This is a genomic window from Jannaschia sp. R86511, from assembly GCF_042466345.1.
In the GTDB taxonomy this organism is placed as follows: domain Bacteria; phylum Actinomycetota; class Actinomycetes; order Actinomycetales; family JBBAYJ01; genus Aquipuribacter.
The window spans coordinates 4421815-4443917 of sequence record NZ_JAXHCD010000001.1 but is presented as its reverse complement, the minus strand read 5'-3'; the positions used below and the strand labels follow the sequence as shown (position 1 = coordinate 4443917).

The window sequence follows — 22103 nt, the reverse complement described above, 5'->3', positions numbered from 1 at the left end:
TCAGTCGGCGGTGGGCGGCAGCCCGGCCAGCCAGGCCAGCAGGTGCTCGAGCACGGCCGCCGGGGCCTCCTCCGGCAGCAGGTGACCGGCGTCCGCGACCACGGCCCGGGTGGTGCCGGGCGGGACCGTGCCGGGCGGGACGGGGTGGCGGTCGCGGACCCACGGGTCCAGCGCCCCGTCCAGGCGCAGCACGGGCACGTCGACTGGGCCGCGGACGGAGCGCCACCAGCGCAGGCCGTCGGGGCGCAGCGACGCCCGGGCCAGCCACCGCCACGGCTCCAGGCTGGTGTGGGCCACGGACGGCACGCGCACCGAGGCCACGTAGTACTCGACGTCCGCGCGCGGGGCGGGCCGGGCCCGGGCCGCGTCGAGGTGGCGCCGCACGCCGTCGCCGTGCAGCAGGGCGTGCTCGGGCAGGCTGGGCAGCTGGGCCGCCAGCAGGCCCCGGAGCAGCCCGGTGCGCAGCAGCGCCGGCCGCGGCGGCGGGGCGCCGACGGCGACCAGGCCCCGCAGCCGCTCGGGGTGCCGGGCCGCCAGCGTCCAGCCGACCCAGCCCCCCAGGTCGTGGCCGACCACGACGGCCTGCTGCGCGCCGAGCGAGCGCACCAGCGCATCCACGTCGTCGGCCAGGCCCGGCAGGTCGTAGCCCCGCGGCGTGGCGTCGGAGGCACCGTGCCCCCGCAGGTCGGCCGCGACGGCCCGGTAGCCGGCGGCCGCCAGGCCCGGCAGCACCCCGCGCCAGGCGTACCAGTTCTGCAGCGCGCCGTGCAGCAGCAGCACCAGCGGGGCCCCGGCCGGCCCGACCGGGGCCGGTGGTTCGCAGGCGGCCACGTGGAAGCGGCTGCCGTGCGCCCCGACGAACCGGTGCTGCCACGGACCCGGGACGCCGACGACGGAGGCGTCGGTCAGGTGGGCCGGGAAGGGCGGCCGGCGGCGGGGGCTCAGGGGCGGCCGCGCTCGCTCAGCGCCGGGTCCCGTCGGCCGGCCCGGCGGCGGTGGCGGCGGCCTTCGCGGCGCCCGACGAGGCCTCGGGCGTGTCGTCGCTGCCGAAGGCGTGCTTGACGTCGTCGACGGTGCCCTTGCCCTGCTCGACGGCACGGGTGGGGCCGCTGATCTTCTTCAGCGACACCACGCCGACGAGCGCCAGCAGCACGGCCAGCAGAAGCAGCGCCCCGCCCACGATCAGGAACGCCGCCCACGGGGCGAGGCCGGCGGCGACCAGCCCCTGGGCCGCGGCGACCAGCAGGAAGATCACGGCCAGGCTCAGCAGGCCGACGGCCGTGGCGAGCAGGCCGGCGCCCACCCCGCCGACCTTGACGGCCCGGGTGATCTCGGCCTTCACCAGCGCCTTCTCGTGCTGGACGATCGAGCGCACGTCGTCGAGGGCGTCGGTGACGAGCTGGCCGATCGAACGGTCGTTGCTGGGCGCTGTCATGGGGGAAGGCTATCGGCGCGGCGCGTCGTCGCCACTCACGTCGTCGCTGCCCACGTCGTCGCTGCGGCGGCCGAGGTGGTCGGCCAGCTCGTCGTAGGAGGAGGAGGGGGCCAGCGGGCTGCCCGAGCGGTACGCCGCGCGGCCCAGGGCGAACCCGCCCACCGGCGAGGTCACGAACTGCAGGGCGACCGCCAGCAGGACCTTGACCGCGTTCGTCCACGACGGGTCGAGCACGAGCACCCCGAGCAGGGTCAGGCAGAGTCCGAGCGTCGCGGCCTTGGTCACGGCGCTGAGCCGGGAGTAGGCGTCGGGGAAGCGGAGGAGACCGAGCCCGGCGACCGCCAGCAGCGCCACGCCCAGGCCGACGAGGGCGTACCCGAGGCCGGCCTGGACCAGCTCCGCGGCGCTCACGAGCGACCCCGGTCGACCAGGCGGGCCAGGGTGACGGTGGCCAGGAACCCGACGAGGGTGCCCACGAGCACGACGTCGAGGAACACCGAGTCCTGCAGCCGCACGGCGAGCAGGCCCGCCACCGCCAGGAAGACGAAGAACACGTGGTCCGCGGACAGGGCGCGGTCCGCGTCGGTCGGTCCGACGGCGATGCGCCAGAGCGCCGGCAGCAGCGCGAGCGCCAGCACCCCCAGGGCGATGTCGACGACGATCACGGGCGCGCCTCCTGGGGGGAGTCCAGGCGGACCGCGTGCAGCATGCGGGTCTCCAGGTCGGTCAGCTCGGCGCGGAACTCGTCGGCGTCGGGGGCGTACATCCCGTGCACGTACATGACGTCGCGTCCCTCGGACACGTCGATGGTCAGGGTGCCCGGGGTGAGGGTGATCAGGTCGGAGAGCAGGGTGATCTCCCCGGCGCTGCGGCACCGCAGCGGCAGGGCCACGATGCCCGGCTGCAGCCGGCTGCCCGGGGTGAGCAGGTCGGCCACCACCTCCCAGTTGGCCATCACCAGCTGCTTGGCGAAGTAGCCGGCGAACGCCAGCACCCGGCCCAGCCGTCGCAACCGGCCGCTCACCGGTCGGTCACCGCGCTCACGTAGGCGGTGGGGTCGACCAGGCCCTGGGCCGCGGTCCCGGTCAGGCCGAGCAGCACGTCGGCCCCCAGGCCGATGACCAGCGACAGCACGGCCAGCGCCAGCCCCGGCAGGATCAGGCCCCGCGGCATCCCGCCGGGGGGGCCCTCGGTGATGGCCACCTTGGCGCGACGCAGCAGGGTGGAGCTCATCGGGTCGGTCTGGTCCGGGACGGCGCCCGAGGCGCCGGGGGCGAACGAGTGGTCGACCTCGTCGGGGTCGGCGCCCCAGAACACGCCGTTCCAGATCTTCAGCATGGCCAGCAGGGTGAGCAGGCTCACCGCGACGACCAGCGCCACCGCCACCCACTCGCCCTCGAGCGCCGCCGCCCTGGCCACGGAGTACTTGGCCACGAAGCCCGAGAACGGCGGGATGCCGACCAGCGACAGCGCCGCGGCGATGAACGCCAGCGCCAGCAGCGGCTCACGCCGTGCCACGCCGCCCAACCGGGACAGCTCGCCCGTGCCCGCCTCGTGCTCGACCGCCCCGCAGGTCAGCAGCAGCGCCGCCTTGGCCACGATGTTGTGCACGAGGTAGAAGATCCCTGCCTGCAGGCCGAGCTCACCGAAGAACCCGATGCCCAGCAGGACGTAGCCGACCTGGCTGCTCATGCCGAACACCAGGATCGGCCGCATCGCCGACTCGCCCAGCGCCCCGAGGGCGCTGACGACCATCGTCAGCAGGAGGATGACCAGCCACGGGGTCTGCAGCCGCTCGTCGCCGGAGAACATCACCGCGTAGACGCGGAAGATCCCGTAGACCCCGATCTTGGTCAGCAGCCCGGACAGCAGCGCCGTGGTGGCCACCGAGGCGAACGGGTAGGTGCGTGGCAGCCAGGAGTGCACCGGCACGAGGGCCGCCTTGGCGCCCAGCGCGAGGAGCACCACCCCGCCGGCCAGTGCTGCGCCCACCGACTCCGTCGCCGCCCCCGCGAGCTCGCCGAGGTTGACGGTCCCGGTGGTGCCGTAGACCAGGCCGACCCCGGCCAGCAGGACGGTCGACACCAGCAGGTTGACCGTGAGGTAGATCCGGCCGGCCCCCATCTCCGACGCCGAGCCCCGGCGGGTGATGAGGACGTAGGACGGGATGAGGGCGACCTCGATCATGACGAACAGGTTGAACAGGTCCGCGGTGACGAAGGCGCCGTAGACGCCGCCGGACAGCACGAGCACCAGGGGGAGGAAGTAGCGGTCCTCGTCGTCGCCGGTGAACACCGCAAACGCGGTCGAGGTCAGCACCAGCAGGGCGGCCACGGTGACCATGAGCGCGCTCAGGGTGTCCACGGCGAACGGGATGGCGATGCCGCCCGGCCAGCCGGCCACCTGCTCCACCACGACGGAGCCGTCGCTGGTGAGGCTGAGCATCGTGATGCCGTAGGCCAGGACCAGGCCCGAGACCGCGAAGCTGACGAGACGCTGCAGCCGGACCCGCTGGCCGGCGGCCAGGGTCAGCGCCGCGCCCAGCAGGGGCAGCCACAGCAGGAACGGGACCAGGTCGCTCACCGGTGGTCTCCCAGCTCGGTCGGACCGCCCGGCGGTTCGACGACGACGTCAGGGGCGTCGTCGTCGCCCCCGTTGCCTGCCAGGGCCAGCAGGTAGACGGTGATGCCGAACGTGATGACGATCGCCGTCAGCGCGAACGCCTGCGGCAGCGGGTCGGCGGCCACGGCGGGGTCGGTGGTGCTCAGCAGCGGGGGCTCGCGCCGGCTCATCCCGCCCGAGGCGAGCAGCAGGACGTTGGCGGCGTGGCCGAGCAGGATGAACCCGAAGGTCACCCGCACGAGGCCCCGCTGCAGCAGCAGGTAGACGCCGCCGGCGACGAGGACGGCAACCAGGATCGCGGCGCTCACGGCTGCACCCCCGCCCGCTCGGTCGTCGGCTCGTCCTTCGCGACCGGGTCGGTGTCGCCCGGCGGCACCTGCGTGGCCTCGGCCGCCTCGACGACCCGGCCGTTGGCGAGCCGGTCGACGGCGGCGACCACGAGGCCGACCACGACCAGGTAGACCCCGACGTCGAAGATCAGCGAGGTCGTCAGCGACTGGTAGAACGAGCCGATCTCGATGCTGCTGCGCAGCGGCTGCAGGAACGAGTCCTGCAGCAGGCCCAGCAGCCCCGCACCCACGGCCACGACGAGGCCGGCCGACAGCAGCGGGACCGCCCGCAACCGGCTTCGGTGCCCGGAGGAGCGGGGGACCTGCACGAGGGCGACGCCGAGCCCACCGACCAGGGCGGCGATGAAGCCGCCCCCGGGGTCGTTGTGGCCGCGGTAGAGCAGCACCAGCGAGATCACGACGACGACCGGGACGAGGAGCCGGCTGGTGACGGCGAAGATGGTCCGGTCCCCGGCCGTCGTGTCCGCGACGGCGTCGGGGGCGCCGGCCCCGGTCCCCTCGGCCGGGGCGTCACGACGTAGCAGCGCCAGCAGGCCGACCGCGGCCACGGCCAGGACGGTGATCTCCCCGAAGGTGTCCAGGCCACGGAAGTCGACGAGGATCGTGTTGACGACGTTGGTGCCGCCCGTCAGCTCCTCGCCCTGCGTGAGCAGGGTCTCCGAGGCCGGTGACGGGTCGCGGCGTCCGGTCAGGGCCAGCGTGGCGAGCCCGGCGGCCAGGCCCGCGCCCACCGCGAGCGCGGCGGCGGGGACCACGCGGCGGCGGGGGGTCGGGGTGAAGGTCCGGGGCAGCCGCCGCAGCACGAGGACCGCCACGACCACCGTCAGCACCTCGACCAGGGTCTGCGTCAGGGCCAGGTCGACCCCGCCGGCCAGCAGGAACCACACGGCGACCAGGAACCCCACCGCGCCGAGCAGCGACACCGCGCCCAGGCGGTTGCGCACGACCACGGTGCCCACCACGGCCACGACCACCAGCGCGACCACGACCCAGTCGCCGGCCCGGGTGAGGGGGGCGGCGGGCACGGGCAGGTCGCCCACGACCGCTACGCCCACCGCGGCGAGCGCGCCGACCGCCAGCACGGGCCACACCAGGTGCGCCGCCAGGGCGCCGGAGCGGGTGCTGCGACCGACCAGCTCGCCCAGGCGCTGCACGCCGGAGAACAGCGACTCGTAGACCTGCACCCCCGTGAACGGCAGCAGCGGCCGGTGCAGGACCCGGTCGACCGGGGCGCGCAGCAGGAACAGCAGGACGCCGATCCCGATGGTCAGCACCGACAGGTACAGCGCGGGCTCGAAGCCGTGCCAGAGCGCCAGGTCGGCGTCGGTCTCGACCATGAGGGTGTCCTGCACGGTGCGGGACACCAGCGGGTTGAGCGTGCCGACGGCGAGGCCGAGGACCAGGCCCGCGACCGCGGGGACGGCCGCAGGCAGCAGGAACGACCAGCCCGGCTCGTACAGGGAGGCCTGCGTGTTCCGGCCGCCGAAGGCGCCGTAGAGGATCCGGAAGGAGTACGCGAAGGTCGTCGCGGCGGACACCACGGCGACCCCGGCCACGACCCAGCCCCACGACCCGGGCAGCTCGAGGAAGGCCGAGTACGCCTCCTCCTTGCTGACGAAGCCGAGGAACGGCGGCATCCCGGCCATCGACAGCGCGGCCAGCGCGGTGAGGGTCGCCGTCACCGGCATCACCTTGTACAACCCCTGCAGCTCGCGGATGTCCCGGCTGCCGGCCTCCCGGTCGATGATCCCGACGAGCATGAACAGGGTGGCCTTGAACAGGGCGTGGGCGAAGGTGTGCAGCGCCGCCACGGCCAGGGCGGCGGTGGTCCCGACCCCGATCAGGGCGACGATCCAGCCCAGCTGGCTGACCGTGGAGTACGCCAGCAGGGCCTTGAGGTCGTGCTGCTGCAGGGCGAAGACGGCGCCGACCAGCGACGTGGCCAGACCCACCGAGACCAGCACGATGGTCCAGCCGGGCATCCCCGCGAAGGGCGGGGAGAAGCGCAGCAGCACGTAGATGCCCGCCTTGACCAGGGTCGCGGCGTGCAGGTATGCGCTGACCGGGGTGAGCGCCACCATGGCGTCCGGCAGCCAGAAGTGGAAGGGCAGCTGGGCGGACTTGGTGAACGCGGCCAGGATCAGCAGCCCGGCGATCCACGGCCCCTGCGGCGACGAGGCGATCTCGTCGGAGCGCTCCAGGGCCTCGGTCAGGTTGGTGGTGCCGACCACGGACACCATCAGCGCGACGGCCGCGAGCAGGCTCAGCCCGCCGGTGGCGGTGATGACGAACGCCCGGGTCGCGGGCTTGGCCGAACCCAGCCCCTGCCCGCCGATGAGGAAGAAGGAGGCCAGCGTGGTGAGCTCGAAGAAGACGAACAGCAGGACCATGTCCGCGGCCAGGACCAGGCCGAGCATGGCCGTGGCGAACGCCCCGAGGAGCAGGTACAGCCGGCCGTGGTCGTACTCGGCGCTCAGGTAGCGGGCGCAGTAGGACATGATCAGCGCCCCGACGCCCAGCACGAGGATGGCGAACAGCAGGCTCAGCCCGTCCAGGTGGAGCCGGAACGCGACGTCCAGGGCCGGGATCCACTGCCGCTCGACCTCCACCGCGCCGCCGTCGAGGACGACGGGGGCCTGCGTCGCGACCAGCCCGAGCGACACGAGGAACAGCGCCCCCAGCGGGTACCCGGCGTCACGCCCCAACCGGTTGGACAGGGGGTGAGCCACCACTGCCGTCGACGCGAGGACGAGCAGGGCGATCACCAGGGCCACGGGCGAGGTTCCTTCCGGTGGTCTACGGGGGTGGGTTGCGCCGGGGGACCACGGGGTCCTCGGCGGCTTCCCACCCTACCCAGGGACCGGGGGACGGTCGGCGCGGCGCCCGACCGCCGACCCCCTCCGCGGGGGTGTCGGAAGGGCTCAGCCGAGGACCTCTCGGCAGGCGTGGCAGAAGGTCGACAGCCCGACGTGCCGGAACGCGGGCCACAGCGCGGACCAGTCGTCGGTGGGCTCCCGGCAGACCATCACCGTCGTGCCCTGCTCCTCGTTGGGCACCGCCAGGCCGTTGTCGAGGGCCGCCACGCGTTCGCAGCCGGCGAACGCCGCGGCCAGCGCCGGCCCGGTCGCGGTGGCCCGTCGGTCGCGGTCCTGCTCCTGCAGCAGCACCACGGCCGTGGTGGTGCCGGGCGCCGGCCCGCCGCGCTCGTGCAGGCCGTTGTGGCCGCTGTGCACCGCGGGCAGCCCGAGGGCGGGCCCGTAGCGGTCGAGCGCCCCCGCCTGGCCGTAGTTGTCGGCCAGCAGCACCGTGGTCCGCTGCTCGGCGGGGTCGAGGGCGTGGAAGGCGGCCGCGGCCTGCTCGACGTAGCCCGGCCAGCCGACCTGGTCCCCGACGGTCGGGCTCAGCAGCGGCACGGGCGTCCAGCGCAGCGTCGTGGCGGGCAGCAGCGGCAGGGCCACGAGCGCGGAGGTCAGCACGTTGACCACCACCAGGCGGCCGAGCCGGCGGGCGCGCACCCGGTCCGGCCGGTCCCGCCCGTCGCGCCCGTCGCGCCCGTCCCGGCCGGTGCCGACCGGCGGGTCCGCGGCCAGGGCCTCGCCGCCCACCGGGTCGGTGTCCCCCGGGCGGCGGGGCCGCAGCCACTGCTCGGCCACCACGGCGCCCACGGCGTGCAGCAGCAGCAGGAACCCGGTCGTGTAGTAGAACTGCCCGGCCACCGCCAGCAGCAGCACCGCGGCGAGCAGGTACGCCACCCCGAGGCTGCGCAACCGGGCCCACCGGGGGTTGACGAGCAGGGCGACCAGGCCGGCGCCCCAGACCAGCACCGCGGGCGGGCCCAGGTTGAGCAGCTGGCCGGGCAGGAACAGCACCCGGGCCGCGTCCCCGGTCAGCGCCCCGGCCATCTGCAGCTGGGGCAGGCCGTTGACGACCTGGTAGACGAGGTTGGGCCCACCGACCACCACGGTCGCCGCGGCACCGAGCCACGGCCCGCGACCGCGCAGCGTGCCCCGGTCGACCAGCAGCATCGCCACCACCAGGGCCAGCAGCAGCAGGCCGACGAGCAGCTTGTTGTAGGTGGCCAGCCCGGCGACCGTCCCGGCCGCGAGCCACCAGCGGGTGCCACCGCGCTGCAGGGCCCGCACCACCAGCCAGCCCGTGGCGACCCACAGCGGCCAGTCCAGGCTGGCGGTCAGCAGCAGGTGCCCGCTGATCAGCGGCGTGGCCCCCGCCGCGCCGAGCGCGGCCAGCAGCTGGGCGGTCGGGCCGCCGCCCACCTCGCGGGCGAGCAGCGCCAGCAGCAGCGCCAGCACCCCCAGCAGCAGCGCCGCCGGGACCCGGAGCGCCCACAGCTCGTCGCCCAGCAGGTCGGTGCTCCAGCGGGCCAGCAGGGGCGTGAACGGCGGCTGGTCGACGTAGCCCCAGGCCGGCTGGTCGGCCAGGAGCCGGAAGTACAGCTCGTCACGGTGGTAGCCGTAGCGGCCCGACAGCGTGAGCAGGGCGAGGACCAGGGCCACCGCCAGCGCACCGACGCCGCGCCACGCGAACCCCGGGAGCGCCGTGCCGGTCCGGGGGCCGGGGGACGGCCGGGCGGCGAGGGTCACAGGGGCAGGGGTACCCCGAATCGCCCGGCCCACCCCTGCCACGTGCGGGACCCGCCCGCCGCGGTGGCGGCGGACGGGTCCCGGTGGCTCGCGGGGCAGGCCCCGGTCAGTCGTCGGAGCTGCTGGCCTTGTCCGCCAGGCCGGTCTGGATCAGGCCCATCACGCCGGCGTCGGTCAGGGTCGACACGTCGCCCATCTCGCGGTTCTCGGCCACGTCACGCAGCAGCCGCCGCATGATCTTGCCGGAGCGGGTCTTGGGCAGCTCCTGCACCACGAGCACCCGCTTGGGCTTGGCGATGGCGCCGATCTGCTTGGCGACGTGGGCCCGCAGCGCCTCCTGCGGGTCGGTGTCGCCGATGATGTCGCTCGCGTGCCCGACCAGGATGACGAACGCGACGGGCGACTGGCCCGTGGTGTCGTCGGTGGCGCCCACCACGGCCGCCTCGGCCACCGCCGGGTGGCTGACCAGGGCGGACTCGATCTCGGTCGTGGACAGCCGGTGCCCGGACACGTTCATCACGTCGTCGACCCGGCCCAGCAGCCAGACGTCGCCGTCGTCGTCGTACTTGGCGCCGTCCCCGGCGAAGTACTTGCCGGGGAAGCGGGACCAGTAGGTGTCCTTGAAGCGCTGGTCGTCGCCGTAGATCGTGCGCAGCATCGACGGCCACGGCTCGGTCAGCACCAGGTAGCCGGCCGCGCCGTGCTCGACGGGGTGGCCCTCGTCGTCGACGACCGCGGCGCTGATCCCGGGCAGCGGCCGCTGCGCCGAGCCGGGCTTGAGGCTGGTGACGCCCGGGAGCGGGCTGATCATCAGGGCGCCGGTCTCGGTCTGCCACCAGGTGTCGACGATCGGCACGTCGTCGTGGCCGATGGTGCGGCGGTACCAGGTCCACGCGGCGGGGTTGATGGACTCCCCGACGCTGCCGAGCAGGCGGATGCTGCTCAGCTCGCGCCCGGCGGGGATGTCGTCGCCCCACTTCATGCAGGTCCGGATCGCCGTGGGCGCGGTGTAGAAGATGGTCACGCCGTACTTCGCGACGATGTCCCACCAGCGGCCCTTGTCCGGGGTGTCGGGCGTGCCCTCGTAGACGACCTGGGTGGCCCCGTTGGCCAGCGGGCCGTAGACGATGTAGCTGTGCCCGGTCACCCAGCCGACATCGGCGGTGCACCAGAAACACGTCGGTCTCCGGGCGCAGGTCGAACACCGTGGCGTGCGTGTACGACGTCTGCGTCAGGTAGCCGCCCGTGGTGTGCAGGATGCCCTTGGGCTTGCCGGTGGTGCCGGAGGTGTAGAGCACGAACAGCGGGTTCTCGCTGTCGAACGCCTCGGGGGTGTGGGCCTCGGAGGCGCCGTCGACGACGTCGTGCCACCACAGGTCGCGGCCCTCGGTCCACTCGACGTCCTGGCCGGTGCGGCGGACCACGACGACGTTGGCCACGCCGGACTCGCCGTCGGCCAGGGCGCCGTCGACCGCGGGCTTGAGGGCGCTGGCGGCGCCGCGGCGGTAGCCGCCGTCGGCGGTGACGACCAGCGTCGCCTGCGCGTCGTCGATCCGGCTGCGCAGCGCGTCGGCGCTGAACCCGCCGAACACCACGCTGTGCGCGGCGCCCAGGCGGGCGCAGGCCAGCATCGTGACGATCGCCTCGGGGATCATCGGCAGGTACACCGCGACCCGGTCGCCCTGCTTCACGCCGAGGGCGGCGAACGCGTTGGCGGCCTTGGACACCTCGCGCTGCAGGTCGGCGTAGGTGATGGTGCGGGTGTCACCCGGCTCGCCCTCGAAGTGGATGGCGACGCGCTCGCCGTTGCCGGCCTCGACGTGGCGGTCCACGCAGTTGTAGGCGGCGTTCAGCCTCCCGCCGACGAACCACTTGGCGAACGGCGGGTTCGTCCAGTCCAGGGTGTCGGTGAAGTCGGTGTCCCAGCTGATGCGCTCGCGGGCCTGCCGGGCCCAGAAGGCCAGCCGGTCCGCGTCGGCCTCGGCGTACAGGTCGGCGCCGGCGACGGCGTCGCGGGCGAACTCCTCCGACGGCGGGTAGCGGCGGCTCTCGTCGTTCGAGCTCTCCGTGGTCGGCGTGTCCGTGGTCATCGGTGCTCCTTCGCAGCGGTGGGGCGGGGCGTGCGGCTCGCGGGCCGGGGCCCGCGGCGGTGACGTGGTGCCGCCGGGGTCACCGTAACGACGGTGACCCCGGCGGGGTACTGGTGCGGCCTGGCCGGGGTCGGCTCAGGACCGGCTCAGTGGACGGTGGCCTTCTCGGCGCCCGCCCCGGTGAGGGAGCGGACCTCCATCTCGGCCTGCTTGGCGTCGTGGTTGGCGTCCGGACGGCTCGTGACGGTGCCGACCCAGCCGAGCAGGAACGCCAGCGGGATGCTGACGATGCCGGGGTTGGCCAGCGGGAACACGTCGAAGTCCGCGCCGGGGATCATCGAGGTCTCCGCCCCCGACACCGTCGGGGACAGGGCGATGAGCACGATGCAGCTGATCAGGCCGCCCCACATGCTGAACAGCGCGCCGCGGGTGTTGAAGCGCTTCCAGAACAGCGAGTACAGGATGGTCGGCAGGTTTGCGCTGGCCGCCACCGCGAAGGCGAGCGCGACCAGGAAGGCGATGTTCTGCCCGTTGGCCGCGATGCCGCCGAGGATGGACACCACGCCGATGACGACCACCGTGCGCCGCGCGATCTTGACCTCGGCGTCGGGGTCGCCGGCGCCCTTCTTGATGACGCTGGCGTAGATGTCGTGCGCGAAGCTGGCCGCCGCGGTGATGGTCAGGCCGGCGACCACCGCGAGGATGGTCGCGAACGCCACCGCCGCGATGATGCCCAGCAGCAGGACGCCACCGAGCTCGAAGGCCAGCAGCGGGGCCGCGGAGTTCACGCCACCGGGGGCGGCGAGGATCGCTTCCTGGCCGACGTAGGCCATGGCGCCGAAGCCGAGCACCAGCGTGAACAGGTAGAACAGGCCGATCAGCGTGATGGCCCAGACCACGCTGCGACGGGCCTCCTTGGCCGTGGGCACCGTGTAGAAGCGCATCAGCACGTGGGGCAGGCCGGCGGTGCCGAGCACGAGCGCCAGCGCGAGCGAGATGAAGTTCAGCTTGGTCAGGTTGCTGGCGCCGTACTGCTGCATCGGCCCGAGCAGGTCGGGGTTGCCGGCGGCGGTGACCGCGTCCCCCAGCAGGGTCGACAGGTTGAAGTTGGCCAGCGCGAGCACCCACACGGTCATCACGGCGGCCCCGGCGATCAGCAGGGTGGCCTTGATGATCTGCACCCAGGTGGTGCCCTTCATGCCGCCGACCAGCACGTAGACGATCATCAGCGCGCCTACGACGGCGATGACCAGCGACTGCCCGGCCTTGGACTGCACGTTCAGCAGCAGGGCGACCAGGCCGCCCGCGCCGGCCATCTGGGCCAGCAGGTAGAAGAACGACACCGACAGCGTGGCCGTGGCGGCCGCGACCCGGACCGGCCGCTGCCGCAGCCGGAAGCTGAGGACGTCGGCCATCGTGAACTTGCCGGTGTTGCGCAGCAGCTCGGCGACCAGCAGCAGCGCGACCAGCCACGCGACCAGGAAGCCGATCGAGTACAGGAAGCCGTCGTAGCCGTTGACCGCGATGGCCCCGGCGATGCCGAGGAAGCTGGCCGCGGACAGGTAGTCACCGGCGATGGCGGTGCCGTTCTGCGGTCCCGTGAAGGACCGGCCCGCCGCGTAGTAGTCGGCGGCGGTCTTGGTGTTCTTCGACGCGCGGAACACCACGACCAGGGTCACCGCGACGAAGAGGACGAAGATGGCGATGTTCACCAGCGGGTTGCCGACGGCCTCGGTCGTGGCGGCGGTCAGGGGCAGCGCGCTCACCGGTGGCCCTCCTCGGTCAGACGGACCTTGGCGCCGATCTCGGCCGCCTTCTCGTCGAGGCTGCGGTTGGCCCAGCGGACGTAGGCGATGGTGATGGCGGCGGTGGACACGAACTGGCCCAGCCCGAACAGGATGCCGACGTTGACGTTGCCGAAGACGGGGGTGGCGAAGAAGTCCGTGGCGTAGGCGGCGAGCAGGACGTAGAGGAAGTACCAGACCAGGAACGCGACCGTCATCGGGAAGACGAACCGGCGGAACGAGCGGCGCATGGCCTGGAACTCCGGGCTGGACTGCACCTCCTCCCACGTGGTCTGACCGTCGGGCACAGGGGCCTGGTCTCGGTGCGGGTCGTGTGTGGTGCTCACGGGACCTCCTCGTCACGTGCGGCCGCGTCGGTGCGGGCGTCTGGCGCTCACGATGGAGGGCGACGTCGGGGCGGTGCGGGCGGCGACGTGACTCCAGCGACGAGCGGTAGGCCGGGGTCGGTGAGCGGTCAGCCGGGCGGGGCGGTGGGAACGGGGCGCTCCGAGCGTGGCTCCGGCCGGTGCAGCAGGGCCGGCTGCACCGGGGCCGGCGGCGGGGCCGTGCCGGTGGTCCGCTCGCGCCGGGTCTGCGCCCGCGAGCCCACGACCATGACGAGGACCGCGAGCGGCACCGTCCAGGCGGCGGGCTGCTCGAGCGCCTCGGTGAGTCCCGCCGGGGCGCGGGCGGCGACCCCGGTCAGGGTCAGCACCGCCGCCAGCGCCGCGGCCGTGCCGCCGACGGCCATGCCGGCCAGGGCGGGCCCGGAACGCAGCCCGTCCCACCAGATCCCCAGCAGCAGCAGCGGGGCGAACGTGGAGGCGGCCAGCGCGAAGGCCAGCCCGACGGTCGCCGCCAGCGGCACGTCGACCCCCACCAGCGCCACGCCGACCGGGACGACCAGGGCCACGACGGTCGCCAGCCGGAAGCGCAGCACGTCCCGCCGGTCGCGGGCCGGCCCGCCCGGCCTGCCGACCGTCCCACCGGGGGCCAGGTCGCGCGCCAGCACGCCCGACACCGCCACCGTCAGGCCCGAGGCGGTGGACAGGAACGCCGCGAACGCCCCGCCCAGGGTCACCGCGCCGAGGACGACGCCCAGGGTGCCGGGGGCCGCGAGCGCCGGCAGGTCCACCACCAGGGTGTCCGCGCGGCCGGGGACGGCCAGCTCGGGCGCGTAGCGCCAGGCCAGCACCGCGTAGACCGGTGGCCAGACGTAGAACAGCCCCAGCAGCCCGATGACGGTGCGGGTGGTCCGGCGCGCGTCGGTGCCGTCGGGGTTGGTGTAGAAGCGGGTCAGCACGTGCGGCAGGCCCATGGTCCCCAGCAGCAGCGCCAGCAGCAGCGAGTAGGTGCCGTACAGGTCGGTCGGGTCGCTGCTGGGCAGGGCCCAGTCGGCCGGCGCCTGCGACGCCGGGGCCCCGTCGATGCCCCACAGGGCCAGCAGCACGCAGGCCGGCACCGCGATCGCGGTGAGCTTGAGCCAGTACTGCACGGCCTGCACGATCGTGATCGAGCGCATGCCGCCGCCGGCGACCGCGCCGCACACCACGACGGCGACCAGCATCGTGCCCAGCCACCGCGGCAGACCGGTGGCCGCCGCCCACACCAGTCCCGCGGCGGTGAACTGCGGCAGCAGGTACAGCCAGCCCACGAGCACCACCACCAGCGCCGAGGCGGTCCGGGCCCGGGCGGAGCCCAGCCGCAGCTCGGCGAAGTCGGGCAGCGTGTAGGCGCCCGAGCGGCGCAGCGGGGCCGCGACGAAGGTGAGCAGCAGCAGGTAGCCGACCGTGTAGCCGATGGGGAACCAAAGCGCGTCGGCGCCCTCCAGCAGCACGAGGCCCGCCACCCCCAGGAAGCTGGCCGCCGACAGGTACTCCCCGCCGATGGCGCTGGCGTTCCACCACGGCCGCACGGCGCGGCTGGCCACGTAGAAGTCGCCCGTGGTGCGCGACACCCGGGTGCCGTAGGCGGCGACCAGGACCGTCAGCAGGACCACGACGGCGATCGCGGCCAGCGCCGGCGCCTGGCTCACGGCCGGTCCTGCTCGTCCAGCAGCTCCCGGTAGTCGGCCTCCGTGCGCTCGGCGCCGCCGACGTGGCGCCGCGCCGCGAGCCAGATCACGGGGTACACCGCCCCGGCCAGGGTCCACCAGGCCAGCGGGACCCCGAGCACGGGCAGGGCGGCCGTGCCGGGCGCGAGCACGCCGAGGGCCGGCAGCAGCAGCAGCGGGACGACGACCACCAGGACCGAGGCCAGCGACCAGCGCAGCTGGGCCCGGCGCAGCGAGCGGTCGTAGACGCTGACCACGTCGTCGCTGCGGGCCGGGGAGGACACCCGCCCCCGCAGCGGGACGGTGCGCGTCACCCGCACCCGGGTGGGCCGGCGCCGGCCGGGCTCGGTCACGACCGGGGCCCGCGGTGGGTCGCGGTCACGACCGGTCCGGGGCGGCGCCGGCCGCGTCGACCAGCCGCTCGCGGACCTCGCGGGCGTGCCGCCGGGCCACGGGCAGCTCGCGGCGGGTCGGGCCCTGCTCGAGGACCACGCTGTGCCGGCCGTCGTCGGAGCGCAGCTCGCGCACCGCGGCCACCGCGACCAGCAGGCTGCGGTGGATCCGCACGAAGCCGGCCGGGCGCCAGCGCTCCTCCAGCTGCTGCAGCGTGGAGCGCAGCAGGTGGGAGTCGGTGGCGGTGTGCAGCCGGACGTAGTCGCCCTGGGCCTCGGCCCACAGCACCGAGCTGCGCTGCACGAACCGGGTCACGCCGCCCAGCTCGACGCTCAGGGTCTCGTCGGCCTCGCCCGCCGCCCGGCCGGGGTCCCCGCCCGTGGTCGCGGTGGCCCGGCGCAGGGCCGCAGCCAGGCGGGCCGCCCGCACCGGCTTGAGCACGTAGTCGGCCACCTGCAGGTCGAAGGCCGCCACGGCGTGCTCGTCGTGCGCGGTCACGAACACCACCGCGGGCGGCGCGGCGAGCCGGGCCACGGCCCGGGTCAGGTCGAGGCCGTCCAGGCCCGGCATGTGCACGTCGGACAGCACGACGTCCACGTCCCCGCCGCCGAGCCGGCGCAGCGCGTCCTCGGCCCGGGCCACGACGACCACCTCGCCCACCAGGTCGTCGCGGCTGAGCAGGAACGCGAGCTCCTCGCGGGCGGGGGCCTCGTCGTCCACCACGAGGACGGTCAGCCCTCGCCCCGGTACGGCCATGCCCGCCACGCTAGCCCTCAGGCCTGCCAGAACCGCCACAACGAGGCGTAGGACCCGTCACGCGCCATCAGCTCGTCGTGGCTGCCCAGCTCGCTGATGCGGCCGTCCTCGACCACGGCCACCCGGTCGGCGTCGTGGGCCGTGTGCAGCCGGTGAGCGATGGCCACGACCGTCCGGCCGGTGAGCACGGCCGACAGCGAGCGCTCCAGGTGCCGGGCGGCGCGCGGGTCCAGCAGCGACGTCGCCTCGTCCAGCACCAGGGTGTGCGGGTCGACCAGCACCAGCCGGGCCAGCGCGAGCTGCTGCGCCTGGGCGTGGTCCAGCGCGACGGCCCCGGAGCCGACCTCGGTCGCCAGGCCGTCGGGCAGGGCCCTGGCCCAGCCGAGAGCGTCCACCGCCCGCAGCGCCTGCTCCAGCTCGCCCGGGGTCGCGCCCGGCCGGGCCAGCAGCAGGTTCTGCGCCAGGGTGCCGACGAACACGTGGTGCTCCTGGGTGACCAGGGCGACGCGGCGGCGCAGCTCGTCCAGGGGCAGGTCCACCAGCGGGACCCCGCCCACGGCGACGGTCCCGGTCCGGGGCGGGTGCACCCCGGCCAGCAGCCGGCCCAGGGTGGACTTGCCCGCGCCGGAGGGCCCGACCACGGCGAGGCGCTCGCCCGGGACCAGGTCGAGGTCGATCCCGTGCAGCACGTCGGGGCCCTGCTGGCGGTAGGCGTAGCGGACGTCGTCGACCCGCAGCCGCGTCCCGTCCGGGCGCGCCTCGGTGGCGACCCGGTCGTCCGGCACCAGCCCCACCCCGATCACCCGGGCGTAGCAGGCCGCGCCGACCTGCAGCTGGTCGATCCAGGCCAGCAGCTCGTCGAGCGGGTCGACGAGCAGGCGCAGGTACAGCGTCACCGCCGTGACCTGGCCGAGGGTGGCCAGGTCCTGGCTGACCAGGAACCCGCCCCACAGCAGCGCCACGGCGATGGGCAGCTGGTAGCCGGTGTCGATGAGCGGGAACAGCCGGGTCCGCAGCGCCAGGGTGTAGCGCTCGACCGCCCAGCAGCGGCGCAGGTCGGCGTCGGTGCGGGCGACCCGGACCGGGCCCAGGCCCAGGTGCTCGACCGTGGTGGCCGACTCGACCGTCTCGGTGACGGCGCCGTTGACCCGGGCGTAGGCGTCCCGCTCGGCCAGGTAGCCGCGCCGGGACCGGCGCAGGTACCAGCGCGTCACGGGCAGCACCAGGGGCACGCCGACCAGCAGGGCCAGCGCCACCAGCGGCCCGGCCGCGACGGTGGCGGCCAGCGTGAGCAGGCTCGCCGTACCGGCCACGAACACCGTGGGCACGGCCAGGCGCACCGTCCAGGACAGGGTCTCCACGTCGTTGGTCGTGCGCGAGACCAGGTCCCCGGTGCCGGCGGTCTCCACCGTGGACAGCGGCAGCTCGACGGCCCGGTCGACGAAGTCCTCGCGCAGCTGGGCGAATATCCGTTCCCCCAGCACGCCGGAGGTGCGCCGGGACAGGTAGGCGAAGCCGCCCTGCAGCAGCACGGCCAGCAGCAGGACCACCCCGACGCGGTCCACGACGGCCGTGGTCAGGGTGCCCCTGGTCACGCCGTCGACGAGCCGGCCCAGCAGGAACGGCGCGACCAGCGCGGCCACCGCGACCACGGCGTACAGCGCGACGACCGCGCTGAAGCCGCGCCGGTGGGTGCGCAGCAGCACCCCGGCCTGCCGCCGGGTGGTGGCGGCGTCGGCCACGGGCAGCGTGGGGCTGGCCACGCCGGGGGCGTCGACGGTGGTGGTGCTCATCCGTCCTCCTCGCGGGTCACGGTGCGGCGGTAGGCGGGCACGTCGGCCAGCAGGTCGTGGTGGCGGCCCTCGGCGCGCACCCGGCCGTCGACCAGGAACAGCACCCGGTCGGCCTGCTCCAGCAGCAGCGGGCTGGCCGTGGCCACGGCCGTCGTGCGCCCGTCGCGGCTGCGCTGCAGCCGCGCGGCCACCCGGGCCTCGGTGTGGGCGTCGACCGCGCTGGTCGGCTCGACCAGCAGCAGCACGTCGGGGTCGCGCAGCAGGGCCCGGGCCAGGCCCAGGCGCTGCCGCTGCCCGCCGGACAGCGACCGGCCGCGCTCGGGCAGCCGGCCGGCCAGCCCGCCGGGCACGGACGCGACGGCGTCGTGGGCGGAGGCGTCGTCCACGGCCTGCATCACCTGGGCGACGGTGTGGGCCCGCCACGGGTCGAGGGTGTCGCGCAGCGGTCCGCTGAACAGGGCCGGCTCGGCCTCGCTGAGCAGGACCCGGCGGCGGACGTCGCGCAGCGGCAGGTCCACCAGCGGCACGCCGTCCAGCAGCACGCGGCTGGTGTCGTCGTCGCGGCCCAGCCGAGCGGCGACCCGCGCGGCCTCGCCGGGGTCGGCCGACACCAGCGCCGTCAGCTCCCCGGGCCGGATCGTCGCGCCCGAGTCCGGGTCGACCAGCGTGGCGGCCGCAGTGGCGGCCACCGGTGCTCGGTCGCCGCCCGCGAACGCGCCGGAGCCCGGCGCGGGGTCGGTCGCCTGCGCCTCGCCCGTCCGGTCCACCACGGGCGGCTCGACCCGGAGCACGGCCAGCACCTTGCGGGCGCCGACCAGCGCCCGGGCCCACTTCTCCAGCGCCTCGACCCCGGTCCGCAGCGGCATCACCAGGAACGCGGACAGGCCGTAGAAGGCGACCAGCTCCCCGGCGCTGATGCGGCCCTCGACGGCGAAGCGCGCCCCGAGCCACACCACGAGCGCGGTCAGCAGCCCGGGCAGCAGCACCTGCAGCCCCTCGAGCACGGCCTGCACCCGGGCCACGTCCTCGCCGGCCCGGCGCACGGTCTGCGAGCGCTCCCGGTAGCGGTCGGCGAAGACCTGCTCGCCTCCCAGGCCGCGCAGCACGCGCAGCCCGGCGACCGTGTCGGCGCCCAGGGTCGTGAGCCGCCCCGCGACCTCGCGCTGGGCCCGCTGCCGGGTGTGCAGCGGGCGCACCACCAGGGCCAGGGACGCCACGCACAGCGGCACGCCCACGAGCACGACCAGGCCCAGGGTCGGCGAGCGGGTCAGCAGCACCACGGCGATGACGCCGCTGGCCGCGACCGCCCCGGCGAAGCGCGGCACCACGTCCAGCGCGCCCCCGATCCGGTCGGCGTCGGAGGCGACGGTGGAGACCACCTCGCCCGTGGGCACCTGCTGGGCCACGGCGGGCCCGGCCCGGCGCAGGTGCCGGGAGACGTGCTGCGTGGTCCGGTACATCGCCTGCAGCCAGCAGCTGACCGCGGCGCGGTGGCGCAGCGTGCCCACCCCGGCGGCCACCAGCACGAGCCCGGTCAGCACGCCCGCCCAGGTGAGCAGCTGGGGCCAGGCGACCGTGGTCGTCGTGCCGCCCGCCGGGCCCGTGGTGACGAACCCGTCGTCGAGGCCGCGGCCGAGCGCGACGGGCAGCAGGGCCAGCGCCGTCATCCACACCACGCCGAGCACGCAGCCCCAGACCAGGGTGCGCCACTGGGCCCGGGCCAGCCCGAGCAGGTAGCGCCAGGGCGAGCGCAGGTCGGGCGGTCCGGGGTCGGCGAGGGGGAGGTCGAGCACGACGGGCCACGCTAGGTGCCCGGACCGTCCGGGGTGTACCGGTTTATCCGGCGGGCGTGGCCGGGACCGGGTCAGCCCGGGCGCACCCCGACGGCGAACTTGGGCACCCGGAACGACACCCGCGTCCCGGCACCGGGGGCGGTGTCGACCACCAGCCCCGCGGAGTCGCCGAACACCTGCCGCAGCCGCAGGTCGACGTTGCCCAGGCCGATCGAGTCGGCGGAGCCGCGGCCCTCGACGGCGGCCAGGACCGTCTCCGGGTCCGCGCCGGCGCCGTCGTCGTCGACGCTGATCAGCGCGCCGTCCCCGTCGTCCTCGGCCGTCACCACCACCCGGACCGACCCGCGGCCGGACTCCAGGCCGTGGCGGACGGCGTTCTCGACCAGCGGCTGCACCGACAGGAACGGCAGCGTCACCCCCAGCACCTCCTGGGCCACGGTCAGGTCGACGGCCAGCCGGTCGCCGAAGCGCGCCTGCTCCAGCACCAGGTACCGCTCGACGTTGCGCAGCTCGTCGGCCAGGGTCGTGAACTGGGCCTCGCGGCGGAACGCGTACCGGGTGAAGTCGGCGAAGTCGAGCAGCAGCTCGCGGGCCCGGTCGGGGTCGGTGCGCACGAACACGGCGATGGCGGCCAGGCAGTTGTAGACGAAGTGCGGGCTGATCTGGGCCCGCAGGGCGCGCAGCTCGGCCTCGGCGGTCCGGCTGCGCTGGGCGTCCAGCTCGGCCAGCTCGACCTGGCTGGCCACCCAGCGGGCGACCTCCTCCGTGGCCCGGACCAGCTGCGCGGTCGGTCGGGCGGGGGAGTAGGCGACCAGCGCCCCCAGCAGGCGGTCCTCCACCCCGACGACGGCCACGACCGCGCCGCGCAGCACGCAGCCCGGGCGGTCGCAGGCCACCTCCGTCGCGCCCAGCACCCGGGTCCGGCTCTCGCGCACGGCCCGCTCGGCGTGGGCGACGGCGTGGGCGGCGTGGCTGCCGCCGTCGTCGGCGCCCTCCCAGGCCAGCAGCTCGGTGGTGGACACCAGGGCCAGCGCGGGCGTGCCCAGCAGCTGGCGCAGGTGCCGCGCGGCCGGGCGCGCACCCGCCGCGGACAGGCCCTGGCGCAGGCTGGGGGCGGCCAGGGCGGTCAGGTGCAGGGTGTCGAAGCGGGCCCGGTCGGCGTCGTTGGTCAGCCGCCGGCCCAGCCCGGCCCCCCGGGTCAGCAGGTAGCCGACGGTGAGCACGAGCAGCGCCGTCACCACGAGCAGCAGGACGAGCAGGCCGTCGTCCCAGGTCGGGGTCATCGGCCCGCGGCGGGCACGGCGGCGGGACGCGGCGGGCCGCTGCTCTCGCGGACCACCAGCTCGGTGGGCAGCTCGACCAGGCGGGCGGGCCCGGGTTCGGGGCCCAGCTGGTCCAGCAGCAGCTCGGTGGCCGCGCGGCCCATCCGGTCCAGCGGCTGCCGGACCGTGGTCAGCTGCGGGCTGGTCAGCCGGGCGGACGTCACGTCGTCGAAGCCGACCACGGACACGTCACCGGGCACGTCGACGCCCAGCGACCGGGCCGCGGCCAGCACCCCCAGGGCGGAGGCGTCGTTGGCGGTCAGCAGCGCGGTCGGCCGGCGCTCGGCGGGCACGTCGAGCACGGCCGTCGCCGAGGCGAACCCGTCGGCCTCGCCGTACCCGCCCGGGGCCACCGTCGCGGCCAGGCCGAGCCGGCGGCACTCGTCGGTGAACGCCTGCTCGCGGATCCGGGTGGTGTCCTGGCCCTCGTCGCCGCGCAGGTGGGTGAGCCGGGTGTGACCGAGGCCGGCCAGGTGGCGCACGGCGTCACGCACGCCGACGTCGTTCGTCGCCCGGACGATGCTCGAGCCCGCCAGCGGGCCGTGGTGGTCGATGAGGACGTGCGGGAACCCCGGCACCCGCAGCGCCTGCAGGTACCGGTCCGGGTCCTGCGGCACGAGGATCATCAGCCCGTCGACGAGGCCCGGGGCGAGCCGCCGGACGTAGTCCCCGGGGTCACCGGTGCGCGAGTGCGTGGTGCAGAGCATCAGGTCGTAGCCGGAGCGGGACACCTCGTCGTCGACCGCGCGGACGATCTCGGCCATGTAGTCGGAGTTGATGTCCAGCAGGAGCAGGCCGAGGATCTTGGTGCTGCCACCGGCCAGCGACCGGGCGCGCAGGTCGGCCACGTAGCCCAGGTCGGCCATGGCCCGCTCGACGCGCTGGCGCGTCGCCGGGGCGATGTGGCGCTGGCCGTTCACCACCCGCGAGACGGTGGAGTACGACACCCCGGCCGCCACGGCCACGTCGAAGATGGTCACGCGCGAGCCCCTGCGGACGTGCCCGGGCTCGGAGGTGGTCACCGGGGGATCGTACGGACGGAGCGGGGGCGCGGGACGCCGGTGAGGTCGGCGCAGGCTCGACACTGGTTCGTTGGGTGGGTAGCGTAATG

General features: G+C 75.1%; 19 protein-coding genes and 1 pseudogene. All 20 read right to left on the bottom strand.

All coding sequences use genetic code 11. From position 1 onward, the window contains the following. The gene (locus SJY06_RS20835; protein ID WP_380169454.1) at nucleotides 1–831 is read right to left on the bottom strand and encodes an alpha/beta fold hydrolase; all 831 of its coding nucleotides are present in this window, start codon (nucleotides 829–831) and stop codon (nucleotides 1–3) included. Nucleotides 832–961: 130 nt separating this feature from the next. Continuing rightward, nucleotides 962–1435 carry a phage holin family protein gene (locus tag SJY06_RS20830; RefSeq protein WP_380169453.1) on the bottom strand — a complete coding sequence of 158 codons (474 nt, stop codon included), beginning with the start codon at nucleotides 1433–1435 and terminating at the stop codon, nucleotides 962–964. Nucleotides 1436–1444: 9 nt separating this feature from the next. After that, nucleotides 1445–1846, bottom strand: a complete 402-nt coding sequence (gene mnhG, locus SJY06_RS20825) for a monovalent cation/H(+) antiporter subunit G (RefSeq protein WP_380169452.1) — start codon at nucleotides 1844–1846, stop codon at nucleotides 1445–1447. Continuing rightward, nucleotides 1843–2100 (bottom strand): monovalent cation/H+ antiporter complex subunit F, encoded by a 258-nt coding sequence (locus SJY06_RS20820; protein ID WP_380169451.1) that lies wholly within the window; start codon nucleotides 2098–2100, stop codon nucleotides 1843–1845. Before SJY06_RS20820 ends, mnhG begins: the two co-directional genes overlap by 4 nt. Further along, a complete protein-coding gene (locus SJY06_RS20815) occupies nucleotides 2097–2459 on the bottom strand; it encodes a Na+/H+ antiporter subunit E (protein WP_380169450.1) in 363 nt (120 codons plus the stop codon). Before SJY06_RS20815 ends, SJY06_RS20820 begins: the two co-directional genes overlap by 4 nt. Continuing rightward, nucleotides 2456–4018: a monovalent cation/H+ antiporter subunit D family protein gene (locus tag SJY06_RS20810; RefSeq protein ID WP_380169449.1), complete on the bottom strand. Its 1563-nt coding sequence runs from the start codon at nucleotides 4016–4018 to the stop codon at nucleotides 2456–2458. Before SJY06_RS20810 ends, SJY06_RS20815 begins: the two co-directional genes overlap by 4 nt. Continuing rightward, entirely contained in the window at nucleotides 4015–4365 is a 351-nt protein-coding gene (locus SJY06_RS20805) for a sodium:proton antiporter (RefSeq protein ID WP_380169448.1), read from the bottom strand. Before SJY06_RS20805 ends, SJY06_RS20810 begins: the two co-directional genes overlap by 4 nt. Continuing rightward, nucleotides 4362–7181 carry a hydrogen gas-evolving membrane-bound hydrogenase subunit E gene (gene mbhE, locus SJY06_RS20800; RefSeq protein ID WP_380169447.1) on the bottom strand — a complete coding sequence of 940 codons (2820 nt, stop codon included), beginning with the start codon at nucleotides 7179–7181 and terminating at the stop codon, nucleotides 4362–4364. Before mbhE ends, SJY06_RS20805 begins: the two co-directional genes overlap by 4 nt. Nucleotides 7182–7328: 147 nt before the next feature. Continuing rightward, nucleotides 7329–9008 carry a glycosyltransferase family 39 protein gene (locus SJY06_RS20795; protein WP_380169446.1) on the bottom strand — a complete coding sequence of 560 codons (1680 nt, stop codon included), beginning with the start codon at nucleotides 9006–9008 and terminating at the stop codon, nucleotides 7329–7331. A 106-nt stretch (nucleotides 9009–9114) separates the two neighbouring features. Continuing rightward, nucleotides 9115–10155, bottom strand: a complete 1041-nt coding sequence (locus SJY06_RS20790) for an AMP-binding protein (RefSeq protein ID WP_380169445.1) — start codon at nucleotides 10153–10155, stop codon at nucleotides 9115–9117. Nucleotides 10156–10246: 91 nt separating this feature from the next. Continuing rightward, nucleotides 10247–11098, bottom strand: a pseudogene (locus SJY06_RS20785) (AMP-binding protein); the annotation flags it as partial. A 146-nt stretch (nucleotides 11099–11244) separates the two neighbouring features. Next, the gene (locus SJY06_RS20780; RefSeq protein WP_380169444.1) at nucleotides 11245–12864 is read right to left on the bottom strand and encodes a cation acetate symporter; all 1620 of its coding nucleotides are present in this window, start codon (nucleotides 12862–12864) and stop codon (nucleotides 11245–11247) included. Further along, nucleotides 12861–13229 carry a DUF485 domain-containing protein gene (locus SJY06_RS20775; protein ID WP_380169443.1) on the bottom strand — a complete coding sequence of 123 codons (369 nt, stop codon included), beginning with the start codon at nucleotides 13227–13229 and terminating at the stop codon, nucleotides 12861–12863. The genes SJY06_RS20780 and SJY06_RS20775 overlap by 4 nt, the downstream gene beginning before the upstream one ends. A gap of 128 nt (nucleotides 13230–13357) precedes the next feature. Continuing rightward, nucleotides 13358–14917, bottom strand: a complete 1560-nt coding sequence (locus tag SJY06_RS20770; RefSeq protein WP_380169442.1) for a cation acetate symporter — start codon at nucleotides 14915–14917, stop codon at nucleotides 13358–13360. Then, nucleotides 14914–15288 (bottom strand): hypothetical protein, encoded by a 375-nt coding sequence (locus SJY06_RS20765; protein WP_380169441.1) that lies wholly within the window; start codon nucleotides 15286–15288, stop codon nucleotides 14914–14916. The genes SJY06_RS20770 and SJY06_RS20765 overlap by 4 nt, the downstream gene beginning before the upstream one ends. A 25-nt stretch (nucleotides 15289–15313) precedes the next feature. Next, nucleotides 15314–16084, bottom strand: a complete 771-nt coding sequence (locus SJY06_RS20760; protein ID WP_380169440.1) for a LytR/AlgR family response regulator transcription factor — start codon at nucleotides 16082–16084, stop codon at nucleotides 15314–15316. Nucleotides 16085–16101: 17 nt separating this feature from the next. Further along, complete coding sequence (locus SJY06_RS20755; RefSeq protein ID WP_380169439.1) at nucleotides 16102–17877, bottom strand: ABC transporter ATP-binding protein; 1776 nt, start codon at nucleotides 17875–17877, stop codon at nucleotides 16102–16104. Then, on the bottom strand, nucleotides 17874–19670 hold the full coding sequence (locus SJY06_RS20750; protein WP_380169438.1) for an ABC transporter ATP-binding protein: 1797 nt from the start codon (nucleotides 19668–19670) through the stop codon (nucleotides 17874–17876). Before SJY06_RS20750 ends, SJY06_RS20755 begins: the two co-directional genes overlap by 4 nt. Nucleotides 19671–19741: 71 nt before the next feature. Next, nucleotides 19742–20953: a sensor histidine kinase gene (locus tag SJY06_RS20745; RefSeq protein ID WP_380169437.1), complete on the bottom strand. Its 1212-nt coding sequence runs from the start codon at nucleotides 20951–20953 to the stop codon at nucleotides 19742–19744. Then, a complete protein-coding gene (locus SJY06_RS20740; RefSeq protein WP_380169436.1) occupies nucleotides 20950–22014 on the bottom strand; it encodes a LacI family DNA-binding transcriptional regulator in 1065 nt (354 codons plus the stop codon). The genes SJY06_RS20745 and SJY06_RS20740 overlap by 4 nt, the downstream gene beginning before the upstream one ends. Nucleotides 22015–22103: the final 89 nt, after the last annotated feature.

What these genes read in the sequence shown, in the direction of transcription:
- SJY06_RS20830 (WP_380169453.1), bottom strand. Translation starts at nt 1,435, where the DNA reads ATGACAGCGCCCAGCAACGACCGTTCGATCGGCCAGCTCGTCACCGAC.
- SJY06_RS20760 (WP_380169440.1), bottom strand. Translation starts at nt 16,084, where the DNA reads ATGGCCGTACCGGGGCGAGGGCTGACCGTCCTCGTGGTGGACGACGAG.
- SJY06_RS20755 (WP_380169439.1), bottom strand. Translation starts at nt 17,877, where the DNA reads ATGAGCACCACCACCGTCGACGCCCCCGGCGTGGCCAGCCCCACGCTG.
- SJY06_RS20745 (WP_380169437.1), bottom strand. Translation starts at nt 20,953, where the DNA reads ATGACCCCGACCTGGGACGACGGCCTGCTCGTCCTGCTGCTCGTGGTG.